Raw genomic sequence first — 17,621 nt, 5'->3', positions numbered from 1 at the left:
GGCACCGTGCCTCCAGTCCGACACGTGGCGGGGCAGATGCGCACGTCCGAGGAGCGGGGCGAAGGCTCCTCAGCTGACGACGGCCCGCAGGGCCGGCAACTCGCGGTCGGTCTCGGCGACCTGCGTGAGCTTCATGGCGACCGGTCGGAGCGGCCGTGACATCAGCACCTTGTTCAGGAGCCCGCGGAGTGCGAGAGCGAGTCGGGACTGCGGGTACGCCAGGGCCTTGAGCCCACGAGGCAGATCCTGCACATCGTCGACCAGTGGGCGCATCCACGTCTCGTAGGCGGTCAACGCTGCCTCCTGGTCCTGCGTCGCGTCGGAGAGCTCGGCGGCCAGGACGTAGCCGGCGGTGAGCGCGAGCGAGGCGCCGCCGCCACCCATGGGCGTGACGCACCATCCGGCATCCCCGGCCATGACGACGTGGCCGCGGTGCCAGGTCCGCATCCGGATCTGCTGGAGCTGGTCGATGTAGACGTCGGGCGACGTGTCGAGCGCGTCCAGGACCCGCGGCGCCTCCCACCCGACTCCGTCGTACCGGCGCCGCACCGCCGCCAGTGTCTGCTCACGACTCAGACCGATGACGTCGTCCCCGGGAGAGTAGGCGAGGATCGCACGGGTGGTGCCGTACGGGTCAGGTCGGAGGTGGACCTGGCGCCCTCGGACGGCGTTGTGCCACCGCCAACGGTCGTCGTCGCCGTCGGTCCGTGGGATGGTCCCGAACACCATGGTGACGTCGAGGTCGCGCTGGTCGACGTCGTCCTGGTCGAAGACCATCGCACGGGTGCGGGACCGCACACCCTCGGCGATGACGAACAGGTCGGCACGCAGGCGCTGGCCCTTCGCGGTCGTCACGGCGACTCCCGCGGCGTCGTCGTCGACGTCGACAACGGTGTCGCCGTAGACGAACGAGACGCCGGGCGGCAGGTTGTCGAGGATCGTCCGAGCGAGGTCGCCGCGCAGGATCTCGAGTTCCGCTGTCGCACCGCCGGCCCCGTCGGAGGGCAGCTCAGCGGTGACTGTTCCACGCCCGTCGACGAGGACGGTGCCCGTCTCGGTGGTGTTCCGTGCCTTCACGGCGTCGAACAAGCCCATCTTGCGGAGCACGTCGCGCGCGACGCCCCGGACGTCGACGTTCTGTCCGCCGTCACGGAACGCAGCGGCTCGTTCGATGACCGTCACGTCCCATCCGGTCCGGCGGAGCCAGTAGGCGGTCGAGAGGCCAGCGATACTGGCTCCTGAGATGACAGCGGTGCGGTTTGCCATGGTGTTCCTCCGTTGCAAGCTTTACAATAAAGATACTACACAGTAAAGGAGTCTGATGGACGACGTGTTCGGGATGGAGTGGGACGCGCCTCAGGTCGAGGTGATGGAGGCGCTCCAGACATGGGCGGTGGCGTTCGCGGAGCTCAACCAGCTGATGTCCTCCTGGCTCGACCTGCCGACCACCGATGCGAACGCCCTCGGACAGGTGCTCTGGGCAGACTCGTCCGGCGACCCGCTGTCACCCGCCCGGCTCGGGCAGCGGATCGGGATGACCTCCGGATCCGTGACCGTCCTGCTGAACCGCTTGGAGTCGGCAGGTCTGGTCGCACGCAGCCGCGAGCACACGGACCGGCGCCGGGTGACGCTCCGTCCGACACCGGCGGCACGGGAGCGTGCGCGGGCGTTCACGGAGCGGTCGACCGCCGAGATCGCTGCCGCCCTGCAACAGGTGCCTGCAGCAGAGCTCGAGCACCACGCCGCGTTCATCCGCCGCATGGTCGGTGCCGCGTCGGATGCCGCGGACCGGCTCCGCGGATAGACGCCGTCGAGGTCCGTCGATCGAGGACTGGCCTTCTCGTCGGCCGATCGACCACCCCACAGCGATGCGGAGTGGGAAGTGTCTTGCTCGCGGCGTCGCCGTCTGCCAGCGTTGGCGCATGGGCGAGGACGCGACCACGCTGCGTGGAGTGCCCGGGTTCCGCCCGTACTGGTCCGCTGCGACCGTCTCATCGTTCGGATCAGCAGTCAGCGCGGTCGCCGTACCGGTTCTCGTGGTGACCGTGCTGCACGCCAGCCCGTTCGAGGTGGGGCTGGTGAACGCTGCCCAGTTCCTCCCGTACGCGTTGTTCGGGCTGATCGTCGGCGCGTACGTCGATCGATTCCGGCGCAAGCCACTCCTGATCTGGGCGAGTGTCGGTCGTGGCGTGTGCCTGGGCGCGATCCCGGTGCTCTGGTTCACCGGGCTCTTGAACCTCTGGGTGACGGCGGCGGCGTTGTTCGTGTTCGGCATCCTGTCCGTCATCGGATTCGCCGCGACGCAGTCCCTCCTCCCTCGAATCGTCCCTCGCCCGCTCCTCCTGGCGGCGAATGCGCGGGTCGACCAGAGTGATGCGGCAGCGCAGACGGTGGGCCCGGCTCTCGGAGGTGTCCTGGTCAGCATCGTGACCGCGCCGGTCGCGATCGCCCTCGACGCGGTGAGCTACTTCATCGACGCCGTCCTCATCGCGCGCGTCCGCGTCATCGAGCAGACGCCAGCGCGCACGGCGGGTGCGCGGTTGCGGAGCGACATCGCCGACGGTCTGCGGTGGACGTACGGTCATGCGACGCTCGCACCGCTGGCGCTGTCGACACATCTCTGGTTCCTCGCCAACGCCGCCGGACTGACGGTGTTCGCGACACTCGCGCTCCGCACCTTCGCGCTCCCAGCGGCCGTGTACGGGGGCATCCTCGCCGTCAGCGGTGTCGCGATGCTCCTCGGCGCCACCGCTGCGCCGCGCCTCGGTACCCGCTTCGGTGCCGGCCGGACGATCATCGCCGCTCGAGCCGCGTACCCGGTCGCCTGGGCCGCCGTCACGCTCACGACGGTCGGCACCGGCACCGCAGGAACACCGGCGACTGTCGCGGTGTTGTTCGTCGCTTTCGCCGTGCACGGCGCTGCAGCGGGCTGCGAGAACGCGAACGAGATGAGCCTCCGCCAGACCGTCACACCCGACGCGCTGCTCGGTCGGATGAACGGCACGATGCGCAGCGCGAACAGGACCGTCGCGGCTGCAGGAGCAGTGGGCGGCGGCGCGCTCATGACCGTCGCTGGAGATGGCGTCGCGCTGCTCGCGGTGACGCTCGTGTTCGCCGGCGCCGTCGTCGTGGCGATGTGCTCACCACTCAGGACGATCGCCGTTCGGTAACGGGGAGCTCGAGCACCACGCCGCGTTCATCCGCCGCATGGTCGGTGCAGTGTCGGACGCTGCGGATCGGCTCCGCGGGTGAGACCCCGCGGACACTCGGCTGAACGGTCAGGCTGGTGCACCCTGGCGGCTCACGGACCGCTTCGACACTCACTCGCTCCCCGGAACGCGCTCGGCGCTCAAGCGGGGGAAGAGCTGCTCGGCGGCTGTTCGGTGCACCTCGCCCAGTCGTTCTGCGCCGGGGCCGTCGTAGGTGTCCAGGTCGTGGTCGAAGCGGGCGCTCCAATCGGGGTGCGCGTAGGGGAAGTCGCTGCCGTAGAGGACATGGCCGGGTTCCGCGAACGCCAGCAGTGACGGCAGCGAGGTTGGGGACGCGGACAGTGCGGTGTCGAAGTAGAACTTCCGGAGGCCCGCCTGGATGCTCTCCGGCGTGGTGTCGGGGTTGAACATCGCGGCGGCGCTGAATCGACTGGCTGCGTACGGCAGGAACCCGCCGGCGTGGGAGAGGATGACGCGGAGGTTCGGGTACCGGTCGAACACGCCGTGCGCGACGAGGTCCACGGCGGTGCGGGTGGTGTCGAACGGGAAGTCCAGCAATGCAGTCGGCATCCCTGGCAGCTGGGTGATCGGTGGCGCGGTGGGGTGCACGAAGACCACGGCCGAGCGCGCGGCGAGTTCTGCCCAGAGCGGCTCGTACGCGGGGTCGCCGAGGTACCGTCCGTGCGCGTTCGACAGCAGGAGCACCCCGTCGGCGTGGAGTTCGTCGAGTGCTCGCACGGCCTCGGCGACGGCACCATCGAAGTCCGGCAACGGCAGCACCGCGAAGTGCCCGAACCGGTCCGGCGCCTCACGGACCAGCTCGGCCTGGTAGTCGTTCAGTTCGCGGGCGAGTTCCCGCGCCGCGGCGTCGTCACCGAAGTGCACGCCGGGTGCGCTGATCGAGAGCATTCCGGTCTCGATCCCCGCCTCGTCCATCATCTCGATCGCCGCTCGGGGGCTCCACTCCGGCATCAGCCAGCCACCGATGGCCCGAGGCCCTCGTCGCGGTGCGGTCCCGCCGCTTCCACCCCACGGGTCCCACTGCGCGGACCCTCCGGTCGCAGCCGGCGCATCCCCCGGGGCGCCGGCCCCCATCGCTTTCGATCCTGCCGCTGCCAGCGCCTCGAAGTAGCGGGGCGGGAGCAGGTGCTGGTGGACATCGATCTTTCCTGGCATGGTGCGGTCCTCCGATCGTCCTCAGCGATGAGGGCTGGTTGTCGTGTGCAGGAGTGGGTGCCTCGAGGGATCCCCGCCCGTCGAGGACCCCTGTTGCATTCAGGGCGTTGGGGTCAACGGCAGCAGGGCCGCGTTGGGCGTGACTGCAGCGGCCTCGAGGTGGGAGCCCGAGGGTCCGGCCGTCTGGCGGGGATCGTGCTCGGAGCGGAGGCCGCCCTTCGGTCGAGCCGCGGCTTCGCGTCGGTTCCGGATGAGCATCGCCGTCAGCGTGAGCAGGATGCCTGCCACGGCCCAGATGCTCAGCCGGATGATCGGGGCGGCGACCGCGGCGCCGTCGAAGTACTGGACGGACCGCAGCAGGTCGAGCGCGTCGCCCTGTGGGAAGACGTGGTAGAGCGTCTGGAAGAAGTCGTTGAGGACGTGGATCCCGAGCGGGCCACCGGACGACGTGTTCCCGAGGATCACCAGGCCGAGCGTCATCACCAGAGCCGCGATGGTTCCGCCGAGTGCTGCGACGCCCGTGACCGCTCCCCCGATGGCGAGTCCGGTCAGCCAGAGGGTCCCGAACACGGCCCAGGGGCCGACGGTCACCGCTCCGAGTGCGGAGTCGATCCACAGGGTGGTCAGTCCGGCGAGGAGACCGGTGTAGAGCACGAGGACGATGCTGCGCTCGATGAACTTCGCCGCCGTGTCGACAGTGCCGAGGATGCGTCCGAACACCGTCGCACCGAGGGCGGCCCCCAGGCCGGCGAAGAGGATCGCGTAGAACTCGATCGATCCGACCGGGTCCTGCTTCGGCAGGGGTGCGAGGTCTGCGGCCGTGTTGGTGGTCCGCAGTTTCGCTGCGATCGAGTCACCGATACCGGAGATCGCCTGTCCGAGGCCACGGCCGCCGCCGCTGGCGATGTAGGTGGTGACGCCGGCGCCCTTCCCCGGAGCAGGTAACACGACAGCGCCGTCGACGTCGCGGTCGAGCACCGCGGTCCGCGCCTGCTGGTCAGAGGCCACGACGGTGAGGTCCAGCGATCCTTGCTGCTCGAGCGCGACGATCGCGTCAACGTCGCCGGTGACCGCGAGGTGCACGTTGTTCGGCGTCGGGTCGCCGAACGCGCTCGAGTAGCTCGTCAGCATCGCCATCGCGAGGAGCAGGATCGCGATCCCGCCGAGGATCACGTTCCGGTAGCGATGAGCCGATCCCGGCCCTTCGGAGTTCAGCGTTCCGCCCGCGACCGCCGCTTCGAAGGCCGGGTGCTGCGGGCCGTCTCGCCGGTCCGGTGCGGGTTCGGTCACGTGCGTCATGATGTCCTTTACAGTTGTCCAGTAGATGACGAACGTACATCAGAGCTCTCAGTCTGGCAAGATGGACGCATGACGGAGGGAACGCCCACGGCGGCACTCGCGAGCCAGCGGGTGGACCCGCGCATCACCCGCACCCGCGCCGCCCTGATCCGGGCGTTGACCGCACTCGTGTCCGAGGCGCCGAAGGGCGAGACGATCTCGATGAGTGCAGTGGCGCAGCGAGCTGGCTTGAGCAGGCAGGCGCTCCACAACCACTACAGCAACGTCGGTGACCTCGCGACAGATGTCTGGATCAGTCGACTCCTCGAAGACCATCTTCCCCTCGACGAGGGCGCGGCGAACCTCGCGCAGGCCCTCACCGACGCCGTTCGCGAACGCGGGATCGAACCGCTGCTCACCGCAGGACGATCGGATCGGGAGTTCTTCGACAAGCTCCGTGCCATCCCGCGCGGCGAGCGGGTCACCGAGGTGCTGGCTTCGGCGATGACGACGTGGCTGACGGAGTCCGATTGCGATGGCCCCCGACCGGTGGTCGCACTCAGCGGGGACGCCCGCACCTTCACGATCGGCGGCATGATCGCGCTGGTGTCGACGTGGCAGATGGCCGACGCACCGCCGAGCACCGCGCAGCAGGTCGCCACGCTCCGCACGTTCGCAGCCGCGGCAGCCGGTGCCCGCACCGACTGACGTGCAGAGCGCCACCATGCAGAGTTCGCGGCAGCCACCCGTCCAGGCCGGCCGGCCCGGACGGGTGTGTCGTCAGCCGTCGTAGGCGACGTAGTGCAGTTCGGCGTCCCGCCGCTCGTCATGGAGCTTCACGTACGACTGCGCGATGACCGCGGGCTCCGCATCCGGTCGCCCACCTCCGATCAGGGCGGTGATCGCGACGAAACCGACGTAGACACCCTTCTCCGCGACGGCGGCACCGAGGTTGAGGATCCAGTTCCGGAGCCCTGCGGCTGCGATGTTGACGTTCCCGCGGACCGGAGTCCGGGCGAGCGCACCACCACCGGTCGTCACGAGGACCGTGCCTGTGCCCGCGGCGATCATGTCGGGCAGCACCGCACCGACGGCCGCGATGGCGCCACCGAGGTAGAAGTCGATCTGTGGCTGCAGGTTGTCCATCGTCACGTCCACGGCATCGACCGACTCCAGTGCCCGATCCGCCGGCGAGTACTCGAGGACGTCGATCGGACCGAGCGACTCCCGGATCGACCGGAGTGCGCCTCGGATCGTGTCGGGCTCGCTGACGTCGGCGGTGAACCCGCGAGCCTGGATGCCCTCCGCGACGAGCGCACTCGCCAGGGCATCCACCTTCGCCTGGCTGCGGGCAACGAGCGCGACGTCGAAGCCCTTCTTCCCGAAGGCGCGAGCGATCTCGAGACCCAGTCCGGGTCCCGCGCCGATGATGGTGATGAGGGGCATGATGTGTCCTTTCGTGGCCCACCGCCGGGCCCTGCAAGCTGGTGCGGTAAGTTGAGAACGTCCTCAAATCCACTGCAGCATATGTTGAGACCGCCCTCAAGATCCTTCGGAGTCGCTGTGAGCACCCCACCCCGTCTGCGTCGAGACGCGCAGGCGAACCTCCAGAAGCTGCGCGCCGCCGCCATCGCCGTGTTCTCGCAGCGAGGATTGTCCGCTCCCCTGGAGGACATCGCCCGGGAAGCCGGCGTGAGCATCGGCACGCTCTACAACCGCGTCGGGTCGCGCGAAGAACTCATCGACGCCGTCGTGCCCGACATCGCAGGGGCAAAACTCAAGACCCTGCGAGACCGGACACTGTCGCAGGACAGTCCCCGTTCCCAGTTGGAGACCTTCATCGCCGAGATGATCGACCTCCAACGAAGCGACCCGGCCATGAACGACGCAATGCTGCGGCGCTACCCGGACGCCGTGCTCCTCATCAACGCTTGCGAACGATCCATGGCGCTCGGCGCCGAACTCGTCGCCAACGCACACAGCGCCGGAGTGCTCGCCGAGGACTTCACCACCGACGACCTGATGGCCGTCCTGTGGCTGGCCGGGATGGCCAGCCACGACCCTGCAGCCCCGGAAGGATGGCGTCACGTCGTGGACCGGAGCGTGTCCGCAGCCTGGCTTGCCTGAGGGTCATGCCACGGCGATCGTCACGGAGTACCACTGACCCACCGGGCAGCCGCCCCGTGTCGCGCGAAGCCGATCGCACCCTGACCGTTCACCTGATTGCCGACGGGAGCGCCCCGATCTGCCCGAGGATGCTGAGCACGTCCGGCTGGCCGACCTCGTCGACGATCAGTCCCTCGTCGAAACGGTAGAAGTTGCTCGCGTTCGCAATCACCGTCCTCCCCGTAGCGGGGACACCGAGGAACTCGCCGTCGTGCGTGCCGCGCAGTTCGAAACATGCTGCGACTTCGTCGCCCTCGACGACGATCCGGTCGGTGCTCCACTGGATGTCGGAGAACGCGCCCCGCATGATCGTCAGGATTTGCATGTACCCCGGCAGCCCGCGCAGCGGCTCGGGCGAGAACGGCGTCAAGAACGCCGCTTCGGGTGCGATGACCGTCTCACCGATGGACGGGTCGGCGCTGTTGATGAAGTCGACGAATCGCAGGAAGGAGAGGCGTGTGTCTGTGGTCATGGACAACTACTTTACATAGCAAGTAGATGCCGTAGAGTCGAAGCATGAGCACGGACCTCGCACCCCTCCCTGGAATCGACGCCCCGGATGACCGGGCTGGGCGAGCGGCGCGTCTGCGGGAGTACTTCGCCGCGCTGGTGCGGCACGAGACCGACGTGTGGAACGCGGTCGAGAAGCGGATGCGGGGCGAGGGCGTGCTGAGCCTGGCCCGACTGGAGGTGTTGCGGATCGTCCAGGCAGCCCCATCGGGCGCCCGGGTGCAGGACGTCGCGACCGGCGTCGGGACGTCGATCGCTGCAGCCAGTCGCTTGCTCGACCGGCTCGCCGCCGATGGTTTCCTCGAACGTTCGACGGACCCGGACGATCGGCGCAGTGTCCGGAGCGTGCTCTCGTCCCAGGGGAGAGACGCCTTCGCCCTCGCGGACGAGCGGTTCGACCAAGCGCTGGACGCCGTGCTCTCGGATGCCGATGCCGCGGCGATCGCAGACGGCATCGCGGCACTCGAGCGCCTGCAGTCGACGTTGGAGGCAAGGCGATGACGGCGACCATGCGGGCCGTCGTGATCGACGCACCCGGTGGCCCCGACGTGTTGCACATCCGTGAGCTGCCGGTCCCGATCCCAGGCCCGGGCCAGGTGCTGATCCGTGTGGAAGCGTTCGGGCTCAACCGGTCCGAGCTGCACTTCCGCCGCGGCATGGGCCATTCCGGGACCTTCCCACGGGTGCCCGGGATCGAAGCCGTCGGGACCGTGGAGGCAGCCCCGGGTGGAGAGTTCCCCGCCGGTACCCAAGTAGCCGGACTGATGGGCGGGATGGGTCGCGACTTCGACGGGGGCTACGCCGAGTACACCGTCGTTCCGGCCAGCAGCGTCGTGCCGTTCCGGAGCAGCCTCGACTGGTCCGTGCTCGGCGCCGTCCCCGAGATGCTGCAGACCGCACACGGGTCGCTCACCGTGGGCGTCGGTGCCCGCCGGGGCGACACGATCCTGATCCGCGGTGGCACGTCGTCGATCGGCCTGGCGTGCATCGTGCTGGCGAAGCAGCAGGGCATGACCGTCATCGCAACCACTCGCAACCCGGACCGCGCCGAGCGACTGCACGCCACTGGTGCGGACCACGTCGTGGTGGACTCGGGCAGGATCGCCGACACGGTCCGTCGAATCGTGCCGGACGGCGTCAACGGAGCGGTCGAGTTGATCGGCACCGGCACGCTGCCCGACACACTCCGGGCGACAGCCGTCCACGGCACCGTGTCGTTCAGCGGGATGCTCTCCGACGTCTGGACCATCCCCGACTTCTACCCGATGGCGGTGATCCCCAACGGGGTGCGCCTCACCGCGTACTCCGGCGAAGCGAGCGACCTGCCGGCATCGGTACTGCAGGCGTTCCTCGACACCGTCGCAGCCGGCACCGTGCAGGTCCCGATCGCGAAGGTGTACGCGCTCGAGGAGATCGTTCAGGCCCACCGCGACATGGAGGACGGGATCCGGTCAGGCAAGCTCGTCGTCACCATCCGATGATGGGCACGGACTCCCCGGGACCCCGCTCTCGGGGTGGAACCCGTTCGTCCTCGACAAGGGCTCCAGCCAGTGCAATTCAGGAAGGTCGGATGTCTCCTCGCAGCTACAAGACCACCTTGGCCATCCTCGGCCTGGTCAGTCTCCTGCTCGTGCCGTTCTTGGTGCAGGGCGCCCTGCCGGCGATGTACGGCACGGTCGCACTCGTCGTTGTCGTCGCCTGGCTGCTCTACGGCGTCGTCAGCTCGAAGCTGACCCGACGATCCGGGCCCAGCTAGGCAGGTCCCAGGGTGCTGCCGTGTCCGGCAGCACCGTCCGGTCACCTCCAGGTCAAGGGCTGTTCACCCGCTGGCACTAACTCTGCTGGTCGGACCGCCGCCCGAGGGTCCCGATACCGGAGGACCCATGAACACCCGCACCGCACTGTCCTGCGTTGCCGTCGCTGCCGTCGCCTCGCTGGTGTTCGCGACACCGGCGCACGCCGACGAGGCCAGCTTCACCAGCAGCAAGCAGCCCTACATCGCCCCCAGCCAGTCGGACATCGACGCCTACTCACCTGCCCCGACGGGCTACTCCCCCGTCGCCACGGAGTCGGTCGCCCGGCACGGTTCCCGGGGGCTCTCCGCGTACAAGTACGACGCGCTGCTGCACCGTCTCGCCGCGACCGCGCAGGCCGAGAACGGGTTCCTGACGCCTGCGATCGGGAAGGAGTTCTCCGCGAACCTCGACGCCATCACGGCGGCGAACGTCGCGAACGGCTACGGCATGCTCACCGGTCAGGGCGCAGCCCAGCACCAGGGCATCGGAGCGCGAGCCGCGCAGCGCAACAAGCAGCTGTTCGCCCGTGCGGCGAAGACGGGCGGGCGTGTCGTCGCCGAGACCTCTGGTGAGTCTCGCGCCACGGAGTCGGGCGAGAACTTCTTGCGGGGCTTCGGGGCCCCTGCTGTCAAGCTCGAACCGCGCCCCGACCTGCTCTACTTCCACGAGGTCGAGAACCCGGACGGCACCGACAAGGCCGAGGGGTCACCCGAGCGCAAGCGCGCCCAGGCGTACGAGGACTACATCGCCGCACAGACCGGTGACGGCGGCACGATCGCTGCGGCCTTGCAGTACATCGAGGCGAAGCCGCGATCGATCCAGGCGGCGCAGGACCTGCTCTCCGGCATCTTCACGCCCGGGTTCATCGCCGAGATCGGCACCGACAAGAAACACGTCTGGTACAACACCGCCGACGGCTCCAAGGGCGGCGCGGTGGCGTGCGCGCCCGGCGCCGACACGAAGGCCGATCCCGATGCCTGCGGCGACCCGAAGAAGTCGATCAAGAGCACCGTCGATGCGGCGATGTCGCTCTACAACCTGTACATCATCGCGGCCGACATGCAAGTGGAGAACGTCGCTCCGCACCGGTTCGACTTCGCGCAGTACTTCGCTGGCCGGCCGGCGGATGCCGAGTGGTTCGCGTACTTGCTCGACGCCGAGGACTTCTACGAGAAGGGCCCGAGCCTCGCCGGGCACGACGAGACCTACTCGATCGCCGAGCCCCTGCTCGACGACTTCTTCGCCACGATCGACGCCCGCGTCGCCGGCGGCGACGTCGTCGCGACCTTCCGTTTCGCGCACGCGGAGACGATCATCCCGTTCGCGGCGCTGCTGCGGCTGCCGGGATCCACCGTCGCCGCGCCCGACAACGCTGCTCCGGCGTCCGACGCCGACGTCTACGGGTACGCCACCAACCCGTGGCGAGGTTCTGCGGTGACGCCGATGGCTGCGAACGTGCAGTGGGACGTCGTCTCGCGAGCAGGCATCGACCCCGCCACCGGAGCGGCCTACACGCCGCTCGTGCGCATGCTCTACAACGAGCGGGAGATCGCGTTCGCCCCCGGGTGCCGTGCAGTCGCTGCAGGGTCGCACTGGGTCAAGGAGACCGAGCTCAAGCACTGCCTGACCGGCACGGCGATGGCGGAGAGCCCGCTGATCGCTGCAGCCACGCCACGACCGACCGCGACGCCCACTGCGGAGCCCACGCCGACCCCGACGACGACGCCGGCGGTGACTCCGGCGACGCAGGGTGCCGGCACACCGACGGCCCGCGCGACGGGCACGCTGGCCGCGACCGGCGCACAGTCGCCTGCCGGACCGGCGTTGCTCGCGACGCTGCTCCTCCTGGCCGGTGCCGGGACCCTGGTGCTGCGTCGCCGCCGTCGCCTGCGTCGTCACACCGACTGACGCCGGCGCACCGCGCCAGCGGGGTGACGGCCGTGCCTGGAGGTGGGCCCCACGTCGGCAGCCGAGGGGCAGTGACTCGACCGAGCCGCGGACCTCGGCCACCAGTGACAGATGTCATGCCGGGATCGTGACGTCCGGCCGAGGCACCGCGCGCGCGGCTGCACGAGGGTGGGTCCCATGAACGACACACCGGTCATCCAGCTCCGCGACCTCCGCAAACGCTTCGGCGAGGTGGCTGCGGTCGACGGCGTCGACCTGACGATCCGTCCGGGCGAGGTCGTCGCCCTCCTCGGCCCGAACGGCGCCGGCAAGACCACGACGGTCGACCTCGCGCTCGGGCTGTCCGTGCCGACGAGCGGCGGGGCCCTGCTCTTCGGTGAGGAGCCCCGCGCCGCGGTGGTCACGGGGCGGGTCGGCGCGATGCTCCAGGGCGGCGCGCTCCTGCCGGACATGACGGTCCGGGACGCGGTCGCCCTGGTTGCTGCAGCGCACCGTCGTCCGATGTCGGTCGACGAGGCCCTCCGCCGTGCGCGCTGCACAGAGATCGCCGGCCGCCGGGTGAACAAGCTCTCCGGCGGTCAGCTGCAGCGGGCGAGGTTCGCGGTCGCCGTGGTCTCCGACCCCGACCTGCTGGTGCTCGACGAACCGACCGCGGCGATGGACGTCGAGGCCCGGCACACGTTCTGGTCCTCGATGCGCGAGTTCACCGACGCCGGGCGCACGGTCGTCTTCGCCACCCACTACCTCGACGAGGCCGACACCTTCGCCGACCGCATCGTCATCATGCGCGCCGGTCGGATCGTTGCCGACGGCACACCCGCCCAGATCAAGGCGATCACCGCCACGCGTGCGGTCCGGTTCTCCGGGGTCACCACCGACGCGCACGTCGCGTTGCGTGGTCTCCCCGGTGTCCGCAGCCTGGAGGCCCGGCACGACTCCGTCACACTCCGTTCGGACCGCAGCGACGACACCCTCCGGGCCCTGCTCACGTCGTTCCCGCAGGCGCACGACATCCAGGTGGTCGCCTCGACCATGGACGACGCCTTCCTCGCGCTCACTGCCGACCCCGCCACCACCGACACCGCTCCCGAAGGGATCCCCGCATGACCACCGTCACCGCGTCCGGCCGGATGCCGATCCGTTACGTCTACCTCGAGACGAAGCGGCAGCTCCGCAACGTCCGTGCGATGGTGTTCACCTTCGCCGTCCCGGTGATCATGCTGCTCGTCTTCGGTTCGGCCTTCGGCTCCCAGACCGACCCGACGACCCGTCTGCAGTACCTCGTCGTCACGACGCTGCAGATGGCCGCGTACGGTGCGATGATGGCCGCGCTCAGCCAGGCGTTCGCGATCGTCAACGAGCGATCGATCGGCTGGAACCGGCAGCTGCGGGTGACGCCGCTCTCCGGGTGGGGCTTCATGGTGTCGAAGGTGATCGCCGCGATGGCCTTCGCCGCGGTGTCGATCGTCATCACGGTGCTCGTCGCGACCGTCGGCATGCACGCCTCGCTCGACCCGCTGCGCTGGTTCGCCGCCGGGTTCGGCATCTGGTGCGGAGTGATCCCGTTCGCGCTCATCGCGATCCTGATCGGACAGTTCGCGAAGCCGTCCTTCGCGCAGCCGCTCTTCATGGTGGTGTTCATGGGCATGGCGATCCTCGGCGGTCTGTGGGTCCCGCTGTCGGTGATGCCGGAGTGGATGGGGACCGTCGCGCACCTGCTGCCCTCGTACTGGTTGAACCGGATCGGACAGATGGGGGCCGGGGCCACCGGTTCCTCGGGCATGGTCGAACCCGCGATGGTCCTGGCGTGCTGGGCGATCGTGCTGGCCGCGGTGATCGTGTGGCGCTACCGCCGCGACGCTGCACGGCAGTGACCGACGGCCCTACGCTGGCACCGATGTCCGCGGCGACCAGCACGACCGACGCAAGTGGCACGGACGACGCGCCACGCGCCTCCCGGCCATCCCCACGCTCGTTCCCGTGGGCCGTCCCGCCGGGGGCCAGCGACGACGACATCCGCATCGGACGCCGTCGGTGGTACACCGGCGCGGTGTTCGCGCTCCTGTGGCAGGTGCTCGAGATCATCGCCGTCTGGACCGACGGACGGAGCCTCCGCGCGCACGTCGTCTCCTCCATCGCCCTCGCCGTCGTGTACGCGGCGTACCTGTTCGCACCGGAGCTGATGTGGCGACGGAACCTGCGCGAGCGGGTGCTCGTGCTGGCCGGGGTCGCGCTGCTCGCCGGGCTCCTGCTCCTCGTGGTCGGGCCGCTCGCGGTCTGGACCTGGCTGCTCATCGCTGCACTCTCCGGGTTCGTCGCCGAGCGGTTCTGGGTGGCCGCTGTCGTGGTGCTCGGGATCGTCGGCGCGCAGCTCCTCGTCGCCGTGAGCGCGGGCTGGGGCAACGCCGTGGACAACGGCATCCTCTTCGCCCCCGTCATCACCGTGTCCGTCGGGGCGTCGATGCTGTTCTTCGGACGGCAACGGGAGGCGGAGCAACGGCTCGGGGTCGCGCAGGACGAGATCACCCGCCTCGCCGTCGTCGAGGAACGCGCCCGGTTCTCCCGCGACCTGCACGACGTGCTCGGCCACTCCCTGACCGTCGTCGCGATGAAGTCCGAGCTCGCCACGCGGTTGGTGGACGTCGACCCGGCCCGGGCGAAGACCGAGATGCAGGACGTCGAACGACTCTCCCGCGAAGCGCTGCAGGGACTCCGACGCGCGGTCAGCGGCTACCGCGAGGCCGACCTCGACGCCGAACTCGTGTCGGCGCGAGCAGCGCTCGAGGCCGCAGCCATCGACGCAGCACTCCCCCGGGACGCCGACGCAGCAGCCGATGACGTTCGGAGCCTCTTCGCGTGGGTCCTCCGAGAAGGCGTCACGAACATCGTCCGGCACGCCGCCGCGAGCCGGGTCCGCGTGACACTGACCCGGACTGCGCTGACGGTCGAGGACGACGGCACCGGGGTGCTCGCTCCCCCGTCGACCGCGGCCGTGCTCGGCGGGAACGGGCTCCGCGGCCTCAGGGAACGCGCGGAAGCCGTCGGAGCGGTCCTGACCACCGGCACGAGCGACCTGGGCGGATTCCTGCTCCGGGTCGAGAGGAGTCAACGATGACCGACGTGATCCGAGTGCTCATCGCAGACGACCAGGCGCTCGTCCGTGGCGCACTCGCCTCGCTGCTCTCGCTCGAACGGGACATCGCGGTCGTCGCCCAGGTGGCCCGTGGCGACGAAGTGCTCGACGCAGCACGGGCGTCCGGCGCCACGGTGGCCCTGCTCGACGTCGAGATGCCGGGGGCGGACGGCCTCACGGCGGCGTCGATCCTGGCTCGCGAGCTGCCGACCTGCCGCTCGCTCATCGTCACGACGTTCGGCCGACCCGGGTACCTCCGGCGAGCGCTCGAAGCCGGGGCAGCCGGGTTCGTCGTGAAGGACACCCCCGCCGAACACCTCGCCGATGCCGTGCGCCGTGTCGAGGGGGGTTTCCGTGTCGTCGACCCCGTGCTCGCCGCCGAGTCCCTCGCTGCCGGGCCCTCCCCGCTCAGCCCACGGGAGACCGACGTGCTCATCGCCTTCCGCACGGCGCCGACCGTGGCCGGGGTCGCCGGCACGCTGCACCTGTCCGAGGGGACCGTGCGGAACCACCTGTCGTCCGCGATCGGGAAGACCGCGGCGCGCAACGCGACCGAGGCCCTGCGGATCGCGGCGGACAACGGCTGGCTGCTCGGCACGGGACGGCCCTGATCCGGTCGCGGAACGATCGGCGCTCGGTCCGGTCCTTCGCGGTTCGGCGGCGGTCGCAGGCGTCAGTCAGCCGATCGACGGAGCGGCTCCGCCTGTCGCTTCCCTGCCGATGCCCGCACGGACTCCTTCACCGCGGCGACGAAGGACGTCCGGGTGCGCTCGTCGAGCAGGTCGAGCGACAGGTACGGGTTGAGGTCTTCCAGCTCCACGAGGAGCAGTGCTCCGTCTCGGGTGCGGCAGGCATCGACGCGTTGGACACCGTGCTCGATCGTGTTCCACCCGATGAACTGTTGCGCGAAGGCCCAGTCGTCATCGCTCGCGCGGTACTGCTGCAACTCCCACCGTTTCGTCGGGTCGGGAGCGTTGAGCGCGTACTGCGGGACGTGGTCCACGTAGTAGAAGGAGACTTCGTACTGGAAGTCGATGCGGGGTTGCACGAGCAGGTTGTCGTAGTGCAGCCCGGCGAGCTCGTCACGGCCCACGACTCTCAGCCCGATCGAGTCCGCGCCCAGCTTCGGCTTCGCGATGTAGTCCGCGGTGTCCGGGAGTTGCGCGATGTCCGCGGCGGCATCGATCGTGGGGATGACCGGGTACCCGGCTCGGAACAGGTCGAGGAGGTACTGCTTCCCCCTCTGGTCAGCTCGTCCTGTCAGGTCCGTGAACACAGGGATCCCACGAGTCCGCGCGGCTTCGCGGAACGCATCGTACGCAGCCAGGTAGTGCAGCACGGGTCCACTGTTGCGCACCACGACGACGTCGAACGCGTCCATCAGGTGCTCGGCAGCCAGCGGTGGGCAGATCGCGACGTCGAACTCCGCGCTGAGCTCGCCGGACAGGTAGATGTCCTCGTCGCAGTAGCGTCGGCCCTTCGCCTCGTACCCGAGGTCACTCACGTAGAGGACGCGAAGGCGCTGGCGCTCTCCGTTCATGCCCGTGCGCCTTCCGCGGGCGACGGACCTGGTCCACGTCCATCGATCAGCAGGCGCCAGCCGGGGGCGAGTGGGCCGTGTTCAGTGCGCATCAGGATCTCCGGGTCGGAACGGGTGGGGACGGGTGGCGAAGGCAGTGGGGAGACGATCGTACGAGTCAAGGTGACCTGCCGCCCTGAGAAGCACCGCAGCCCTCACCGTGTGGATGGGGCTCGGGATCGTCTCGACAGGCAGCCGTGCGTCTGTTGCGAAGCCCTGTCCTCGGAATGTCGCCGCATGTGGTGGCTGGCTTCGAGCACCGGGACGCCGTTGTCGTCCTGCCAGCCCCCCCCTGTACCAACGGAGCCCGCCGTGTCCGGGCGGAGGTCCGTTCGACAAGCTGCTCCCTTCCTGGCATGTTAACGACTGACGGGCTGGATATCAGTTCTCGGGAAGGAGTGGGAAATGAGCAAGAACGATCACCGATCTCGGCGGGTTGCCGCTGGCTTCGCCGCTGTGGCTGTCGGCGGGGCGGTGTTCCTCGGCGCGATCCCCGCACAGGCGCAGGACGGCGTCGGGAGCGAGGGGGTCATCGGTGGATGGTCAGAGAGCACCGGGACCGTCGACGGCGCAGGAACCGGAATGTCGGTGTTGGCGGTGAACCACCGCGGTGCAGCGGAGAAGAAGACCATCAGTGGGACGACGCACAAGCGTTCGCATGGTTGGACGACCTGGGCAGGCGTGCAGCACTACACGCGTGCGCGGCTCGAGCACGGCAGCAGCATCATCGCTGACTCTGGCCGGAAGTGGGGCAAGTCCGGCACGGAAGCAGTGACCGTGTGGAAGCCGTACCGGCCGAACCGGCCCGGCAACGGTGTCGGTACAGCGAAGACCTACTACGGCAGGTGACGCATCGCAGCGGGTGC

19 protein-coding genes are annotated in these 17,621 nt (G+C 69.4%); 13 read left to right on the top strand and 6 right to left on the bottom strand.

The annotated features are described in order from the left end of the window. Nucleotides 1-69 precede the first annotated feature (69 nt). Nucleotides 70-1,266, bottom strand: coding sequence for an FAD-dependent monooxygenase (locus BIU95_RS17355; RefSeq protein ID WP_031259164.1), 1,197 nt, complete (start codon nucleotides 1,264-1,266; stop codon nucleotides 70-72). Between the two features lie 55 nt (nucleotides 1,267-1,321). On the opposite strand from BIU95_RS17355, the gene BIU95_RS17350 reads away from it, so the two are divergent. Beyond that, complete coding sequence (locus tag BIU95_RS17350; RefSeq protein WP_017885858.1) at nucleotides 1,322-1,804, top strand: MarR family winged helix-turn-helix transcriptional regulator; 483 nt, start codon at nucleotides 1,322-1,324, stop codon at nucleotides 1,802-1,804. A gap of 118 nt (nucleotides 1,805-1,922) precedes the next feature. Next, entirely contained in the window at nucleotides 1,923-3,170 is a 1,248-nt protein-coding gene (locus BIU95_RS17345; protein ID WP_071252397.1) for an MFS transporter, read from the top strand. Nucleotides 3,171-3,320: 150 nt separating this feature from the next. Here BIU95_RS17345 and BIU95_RS17340 read toward each other — a convergent pair whose 3' ends face one another. Together BIU95_RS17340 and BIU95_RS17335 are read right to left on the bottom strand one after the other, a co-directional pair. Further along, the gene (locus tag BIU95_RS17340; protein WP_082046787.1) at nucleotides 3,321-4,385 is read right to left on the bottom strand and encodes an amidohydrolase family protein; all 1,065 of its coding nucleotides are present in this window, start codon (nucleotides 4,383-4,385) and stop codon (nucleotides 3,321-3,323) included. 99 nt (nucleotides 4,386-4,484) lie between these two features. Further along, entirely contained in the window at nucleotides 4,485-5,675 is a 1,191-nt protein-coding gene (locus tag BIU95_RS17335) for a hypothetical protein (protein ID WP_139179886.1), read from the bottom strand. A 78-nt stretch (nucleotides 5,676-5,753) separates the two neighbouring features. Between BIU95_RS17335 and BIU95_RS17330 the strand changes: the two genes are divergently transcribed. After that, nucleotides 5,754-6,371, top strand: a complete 618-nt coding sequence (locus tag BIU95_RS17330) for a TetR/AcrR family transcriptional regulator (RefSeq protein ID WP_017885862.1) — start codon at nucleotides 5,754-5,756, stop codon at nucleotides 6,369-6,371. A 72-nt stretch (nucleotides 6,372-6,443) separates the two neighbouring features. Here BIU95_RS17330 and BIU95_RS17325 read toward each other — a convergent pair whose 3' ends face one another. After that, complete coding sequence (locus tag BIU95_RS17325; RefSeq protein ID WP_017885863.1) at nucleotides 6,444-7,109, bottom strand: SDR family oxidoreductase; 666 nt, start codon at nucleotides 7,107-7,109, stop codon at nucleotides 6,444-6,446. An 81-nt stretch (nucleotides 7,110-7,190) separates the two neighbouring features. Between BIU95_RS17325 and BIU95_RS17320 the strand changes: the two genes are divergently transcribed. Then, nucleotides 7,191-7,790 (top strand): TetR/AcrR family transcriptional regulator, encoded by a 600-nt coding sequence (locus tag BIU95_RS17320; RefSeq protein WP_031259166.1) that lies wholly within the window; start codon nucleotides 7,191-7,193, stop codon nucleotides 7,788-7,790. A gap of 88 nt (nucleotides 7,791-7,878) precedes the next feature. Here BIU95_RS17320 and BIU95_RS17315 read toward each other — a convergent pair whose 3' ends face one another. Next, entirely contained in the window at nucleotides 7,879-8,301 is a 423-nt protein-coding gene (locus tag BIU95_RS17315) for an ester cyclase (protein WP_071252474.1), read from the bottom strand. 44 nt (nucleotides 8,302-8,345) lie between these two features. On the opposite strand from BIU95_RS17315, the gene BIU95_RS17310 reads away from it, so the two are divergent. The 8 genes from BIU95_RS17310 to BIU95_RS17280 all read left to right on the top strand — a co-directional run bounded on the left by BIU95_RS17310 (nucleotide 8,346) and on the right by BIU95_RS17280 (nucleotide 15,787). After that, nucleotides 8,346-8,840: a MarR family transcriptional regulator gene (locus tag BIU95_RS17310; RefSeq protein ID WP_017885866.1), complete on the top strand. Its 495-nt coding sequence runs from the start codon at nucleotides 8,346-8,348 to the stop codon at nucleotides 8,838-8,840. Further along, nucleotides 8,837-9,820, top strand: coding sequence for a zinc-binding alcohol dehydrogenase family protein (locus tag BIU95_RS17305; protein ID WP_071252392.1), 984 nt, complete (start codon nucleotides 8,837-8,839; stop codon nucleotides 9,818-9,820). The genes BIU95_RS17310 and BIU95_RS17305 overlap by 4 nt, the downstream gene beginning before the upstream one ends. 89 nt (nucleotides 9,821-9,909) lie before the next feature. Further along, entirely contained in the window at nucleotides 9,910-10,095 is a 186-nt protein-coding gene (locus BIU95_RS18460) for a hypothetical protein (RefSeq protein ID WP_017885868.1), read from the top strand. Nucleotides 10,096-10,222: 127 nt separating this feature from the next. Next, entirely contained in the window at nucleotides 10,223-12,043 is a 1,821-nt protein-coding gene (locus BIU95_RS17300; RefSeq protein ID WP_083389441.1) for a histidine-type phosphatase, read from the top strand. Between the two features lie 177 nt (nucleotides 12,044-12,220). After that, complete coding sequence (locus BIU95_RS17295; protein ID WP_071252390.1) at nucleotides 12,221-13,150, top strand: ABC transporter ATP-binding protein; 930 nt, start codon at nucleotides 12,221-12,223, stop codon at nucleotides 13,148-13,150. Continuing rightward, entirely contained in the window at nucleotides 13,147-13,917 is a 771-nt protein-coding gene (locus tag BIU95_RS17290; protein WP_017885871.1) for an ABC transporter permease, read from the top strand. The genes BIU95_RS17295 and BIU95_RS17290 overlap by 4 nt, the downstream gene beginning before the upstream one ends. 176 nt (nucleotides 13,918-14,093) lie before the next feature. Beyond that, nucleotides 14,094-15,158, top strand: coding sequence for a sensor histidine kinase (locus BIU95_RS17285; protein ID WP_175470793.1), 1,065 nt, complete (start codon nucleotides 14,094-14,096; stop codon nucleotides 15,156-15,158). 5 nt (nucleotides 15,159-15,163) lie between these two features. Further along, nucleotides 15,164-15,787, top strand: a complete 624-nt coding sequence (locus BIU95_RS17280; protein ID WP_197068611.1) for a response regulator transcription factor — start codon at nucleotides 15,164-15,166, stop codon at nucleotides 15,785-15,787. Nucleotides 15,788-15,849: 62 nt separating this feature from the next. On the opposite strand, the gene BIU95_RS17275 is transcribed toward BIU95_RS17280, so the two are convergent. Beyond that, nucleotides 15,850-16,716, bottom strand: a complete 867-nt coding sequence (locus BIU95_RS17275) for a hypothetical protein (protein ID WP_056071205.1) — start codon at nucleotides 16,714-16,716, stop codon at nucleotides 15,850-15,852. A gap of 444 nt (nucleotides 16,717-17,160) precedes the next feature. Here BIU95_RS17275 and BIU95_RS17270 point away from each other — a divergent pair, with 444 nt between their 5' ends. Further along, a complete protein-coding gene (locus tag BIU95_RS17270) occupies nucleotides 17,161-17,604 on the top strand; it encodes a hypothetical protein (protein ID WP_139179885.1) in 444 nt (147 codons plus the stop codon). The last annotated feature ends 17 nt before the right edge of the window (nucleotides 17,605-17,621 follow it).

The sequence above is a fragment of the Curtobacterium sp. MCBA15_007 genome, from assembly GCF_001864905.1.
Lineage (GTDB): Bacteria > Actinomycetota > Actinomycetes > Actinomycetales > Microbacteriaceae > Curtobacterium > Curtobacterium poinsettiae.
This window is presented reverse-complemented; position numbering and strand designations above follow the sequence as displayed.

Bases quoted from the DNA above. Each gene is read 5' to 3' on its own strand.
- BIU95_RS17320 (WP_031259166.1), top strand. From the start codon at position 7,191: ATGTTGAGACCGCCCTCAAGATCCTTCGGAGTCGCTGTGAGCACCCCA.
- BIU95_RS18460 (WP_017885868.1), top strand. From the start codon at position 9,910: ATGTCTCCTCGCAGCTACAAGACCACCTTGGCCATCCTCGGCCTGGTC.
- BIU95_RS17310 (WP_017885866.1), top strand. From the start codon at position 8,346: ATGAGCACGGACCTCGCACCCCTCCCTGGAATCGACGCCCCGGATGAC.
- BIU95_RS17300 (WP_083389441.1), top strand. From the start codon at position 10,223: ATGAACACCCGCACCGCACTGTCCTGCGTTGCCGTCGCTGCCGTCGCC.
- BIU95_RS17345 (WP_071252397.1), top strand. From the start codon at position 1,923: ATGGGCGAGGACGCGACCACGCTGCGTGGAGTGCCCGGGTTCCGCCCG.
- BIU95_RS17355 (WP_031259164.1), bottom strand. From the start codon at position 1,266: ATGGCAAACCGCACCGCTGTCATCTCAGGAGCCAGTATCGCTGGCCTC.
- BIU95_RS17290 (WP_017885871.1), top strand. From the start codon at position 13,147: ATGACCACCGTCACCGCGTCCGGCCGGATGCCGATCCGTTACGTCTAC.
- BIU95_RS17350 (WP_017885858.1), top strand. From the start codon at position 1,322: ATGGACGACGTGTTCGGGATGGAGTGGGACGCGCCTCAGGTCGAGGTG.
- BIU95_RS17340 (WP_082046787.1), bottom strand. From the start codon at position 4,385: ATGCCAGGAAAGATCGATGTCCACCAGCACCTGCTCCCGCCCCGCTAC.
- BIU95_RS17305 (WP_071252392.1), top strand. From the start codon at position 8,837: ATGACGGCGACCATGCGGGCCGTCGTGATCGACGCACCCGGTGGCCCC.
- BIU95_RS17315 (WP_071252474.1), bottom strand. From the start codon at position 8,301: ATGACCACAGACACACGCCTCTCCTTCCTGCGATTCGTCGACTTCATC.
- BIU95_RS17295 (WP_071252390.1), top strand. From the start codon at position 12,221: ATGAACGACACACCGGTCATCCAGCTCCGCGACCTCCGCAAACGCTTC.
- BIU95_RS17330 (WP_017885862.1), top strand. From the start codon at position 5,754: ATGACGGAGGGAACGCCCACGGCGGCACTCGCGAGCCAGCGGGTGGAC.
- BIU95_RS17275 (WP_056071205.1), bottom strand. From the start codon at position 16,716: ATGAACGGAGAGCGCCAGCGCCTTCGCGTCCTCTACGTGAGTGACCTC.
- BIU95_RS17325 (WP_017885863.1), bottom strand. From the start codon at position 7,109: ATGCCCCTCATCACCATCATCGGCGCGGGACCCGGACTGGGTCTCGAG.
- BIU95_RS17270 (WP_139179885.1), top strand. From the start codon at position 17,161: ATGAGCAAGAACGATCACCGATCTCGGCGGGTTGCCGCTGGCTTCGCC.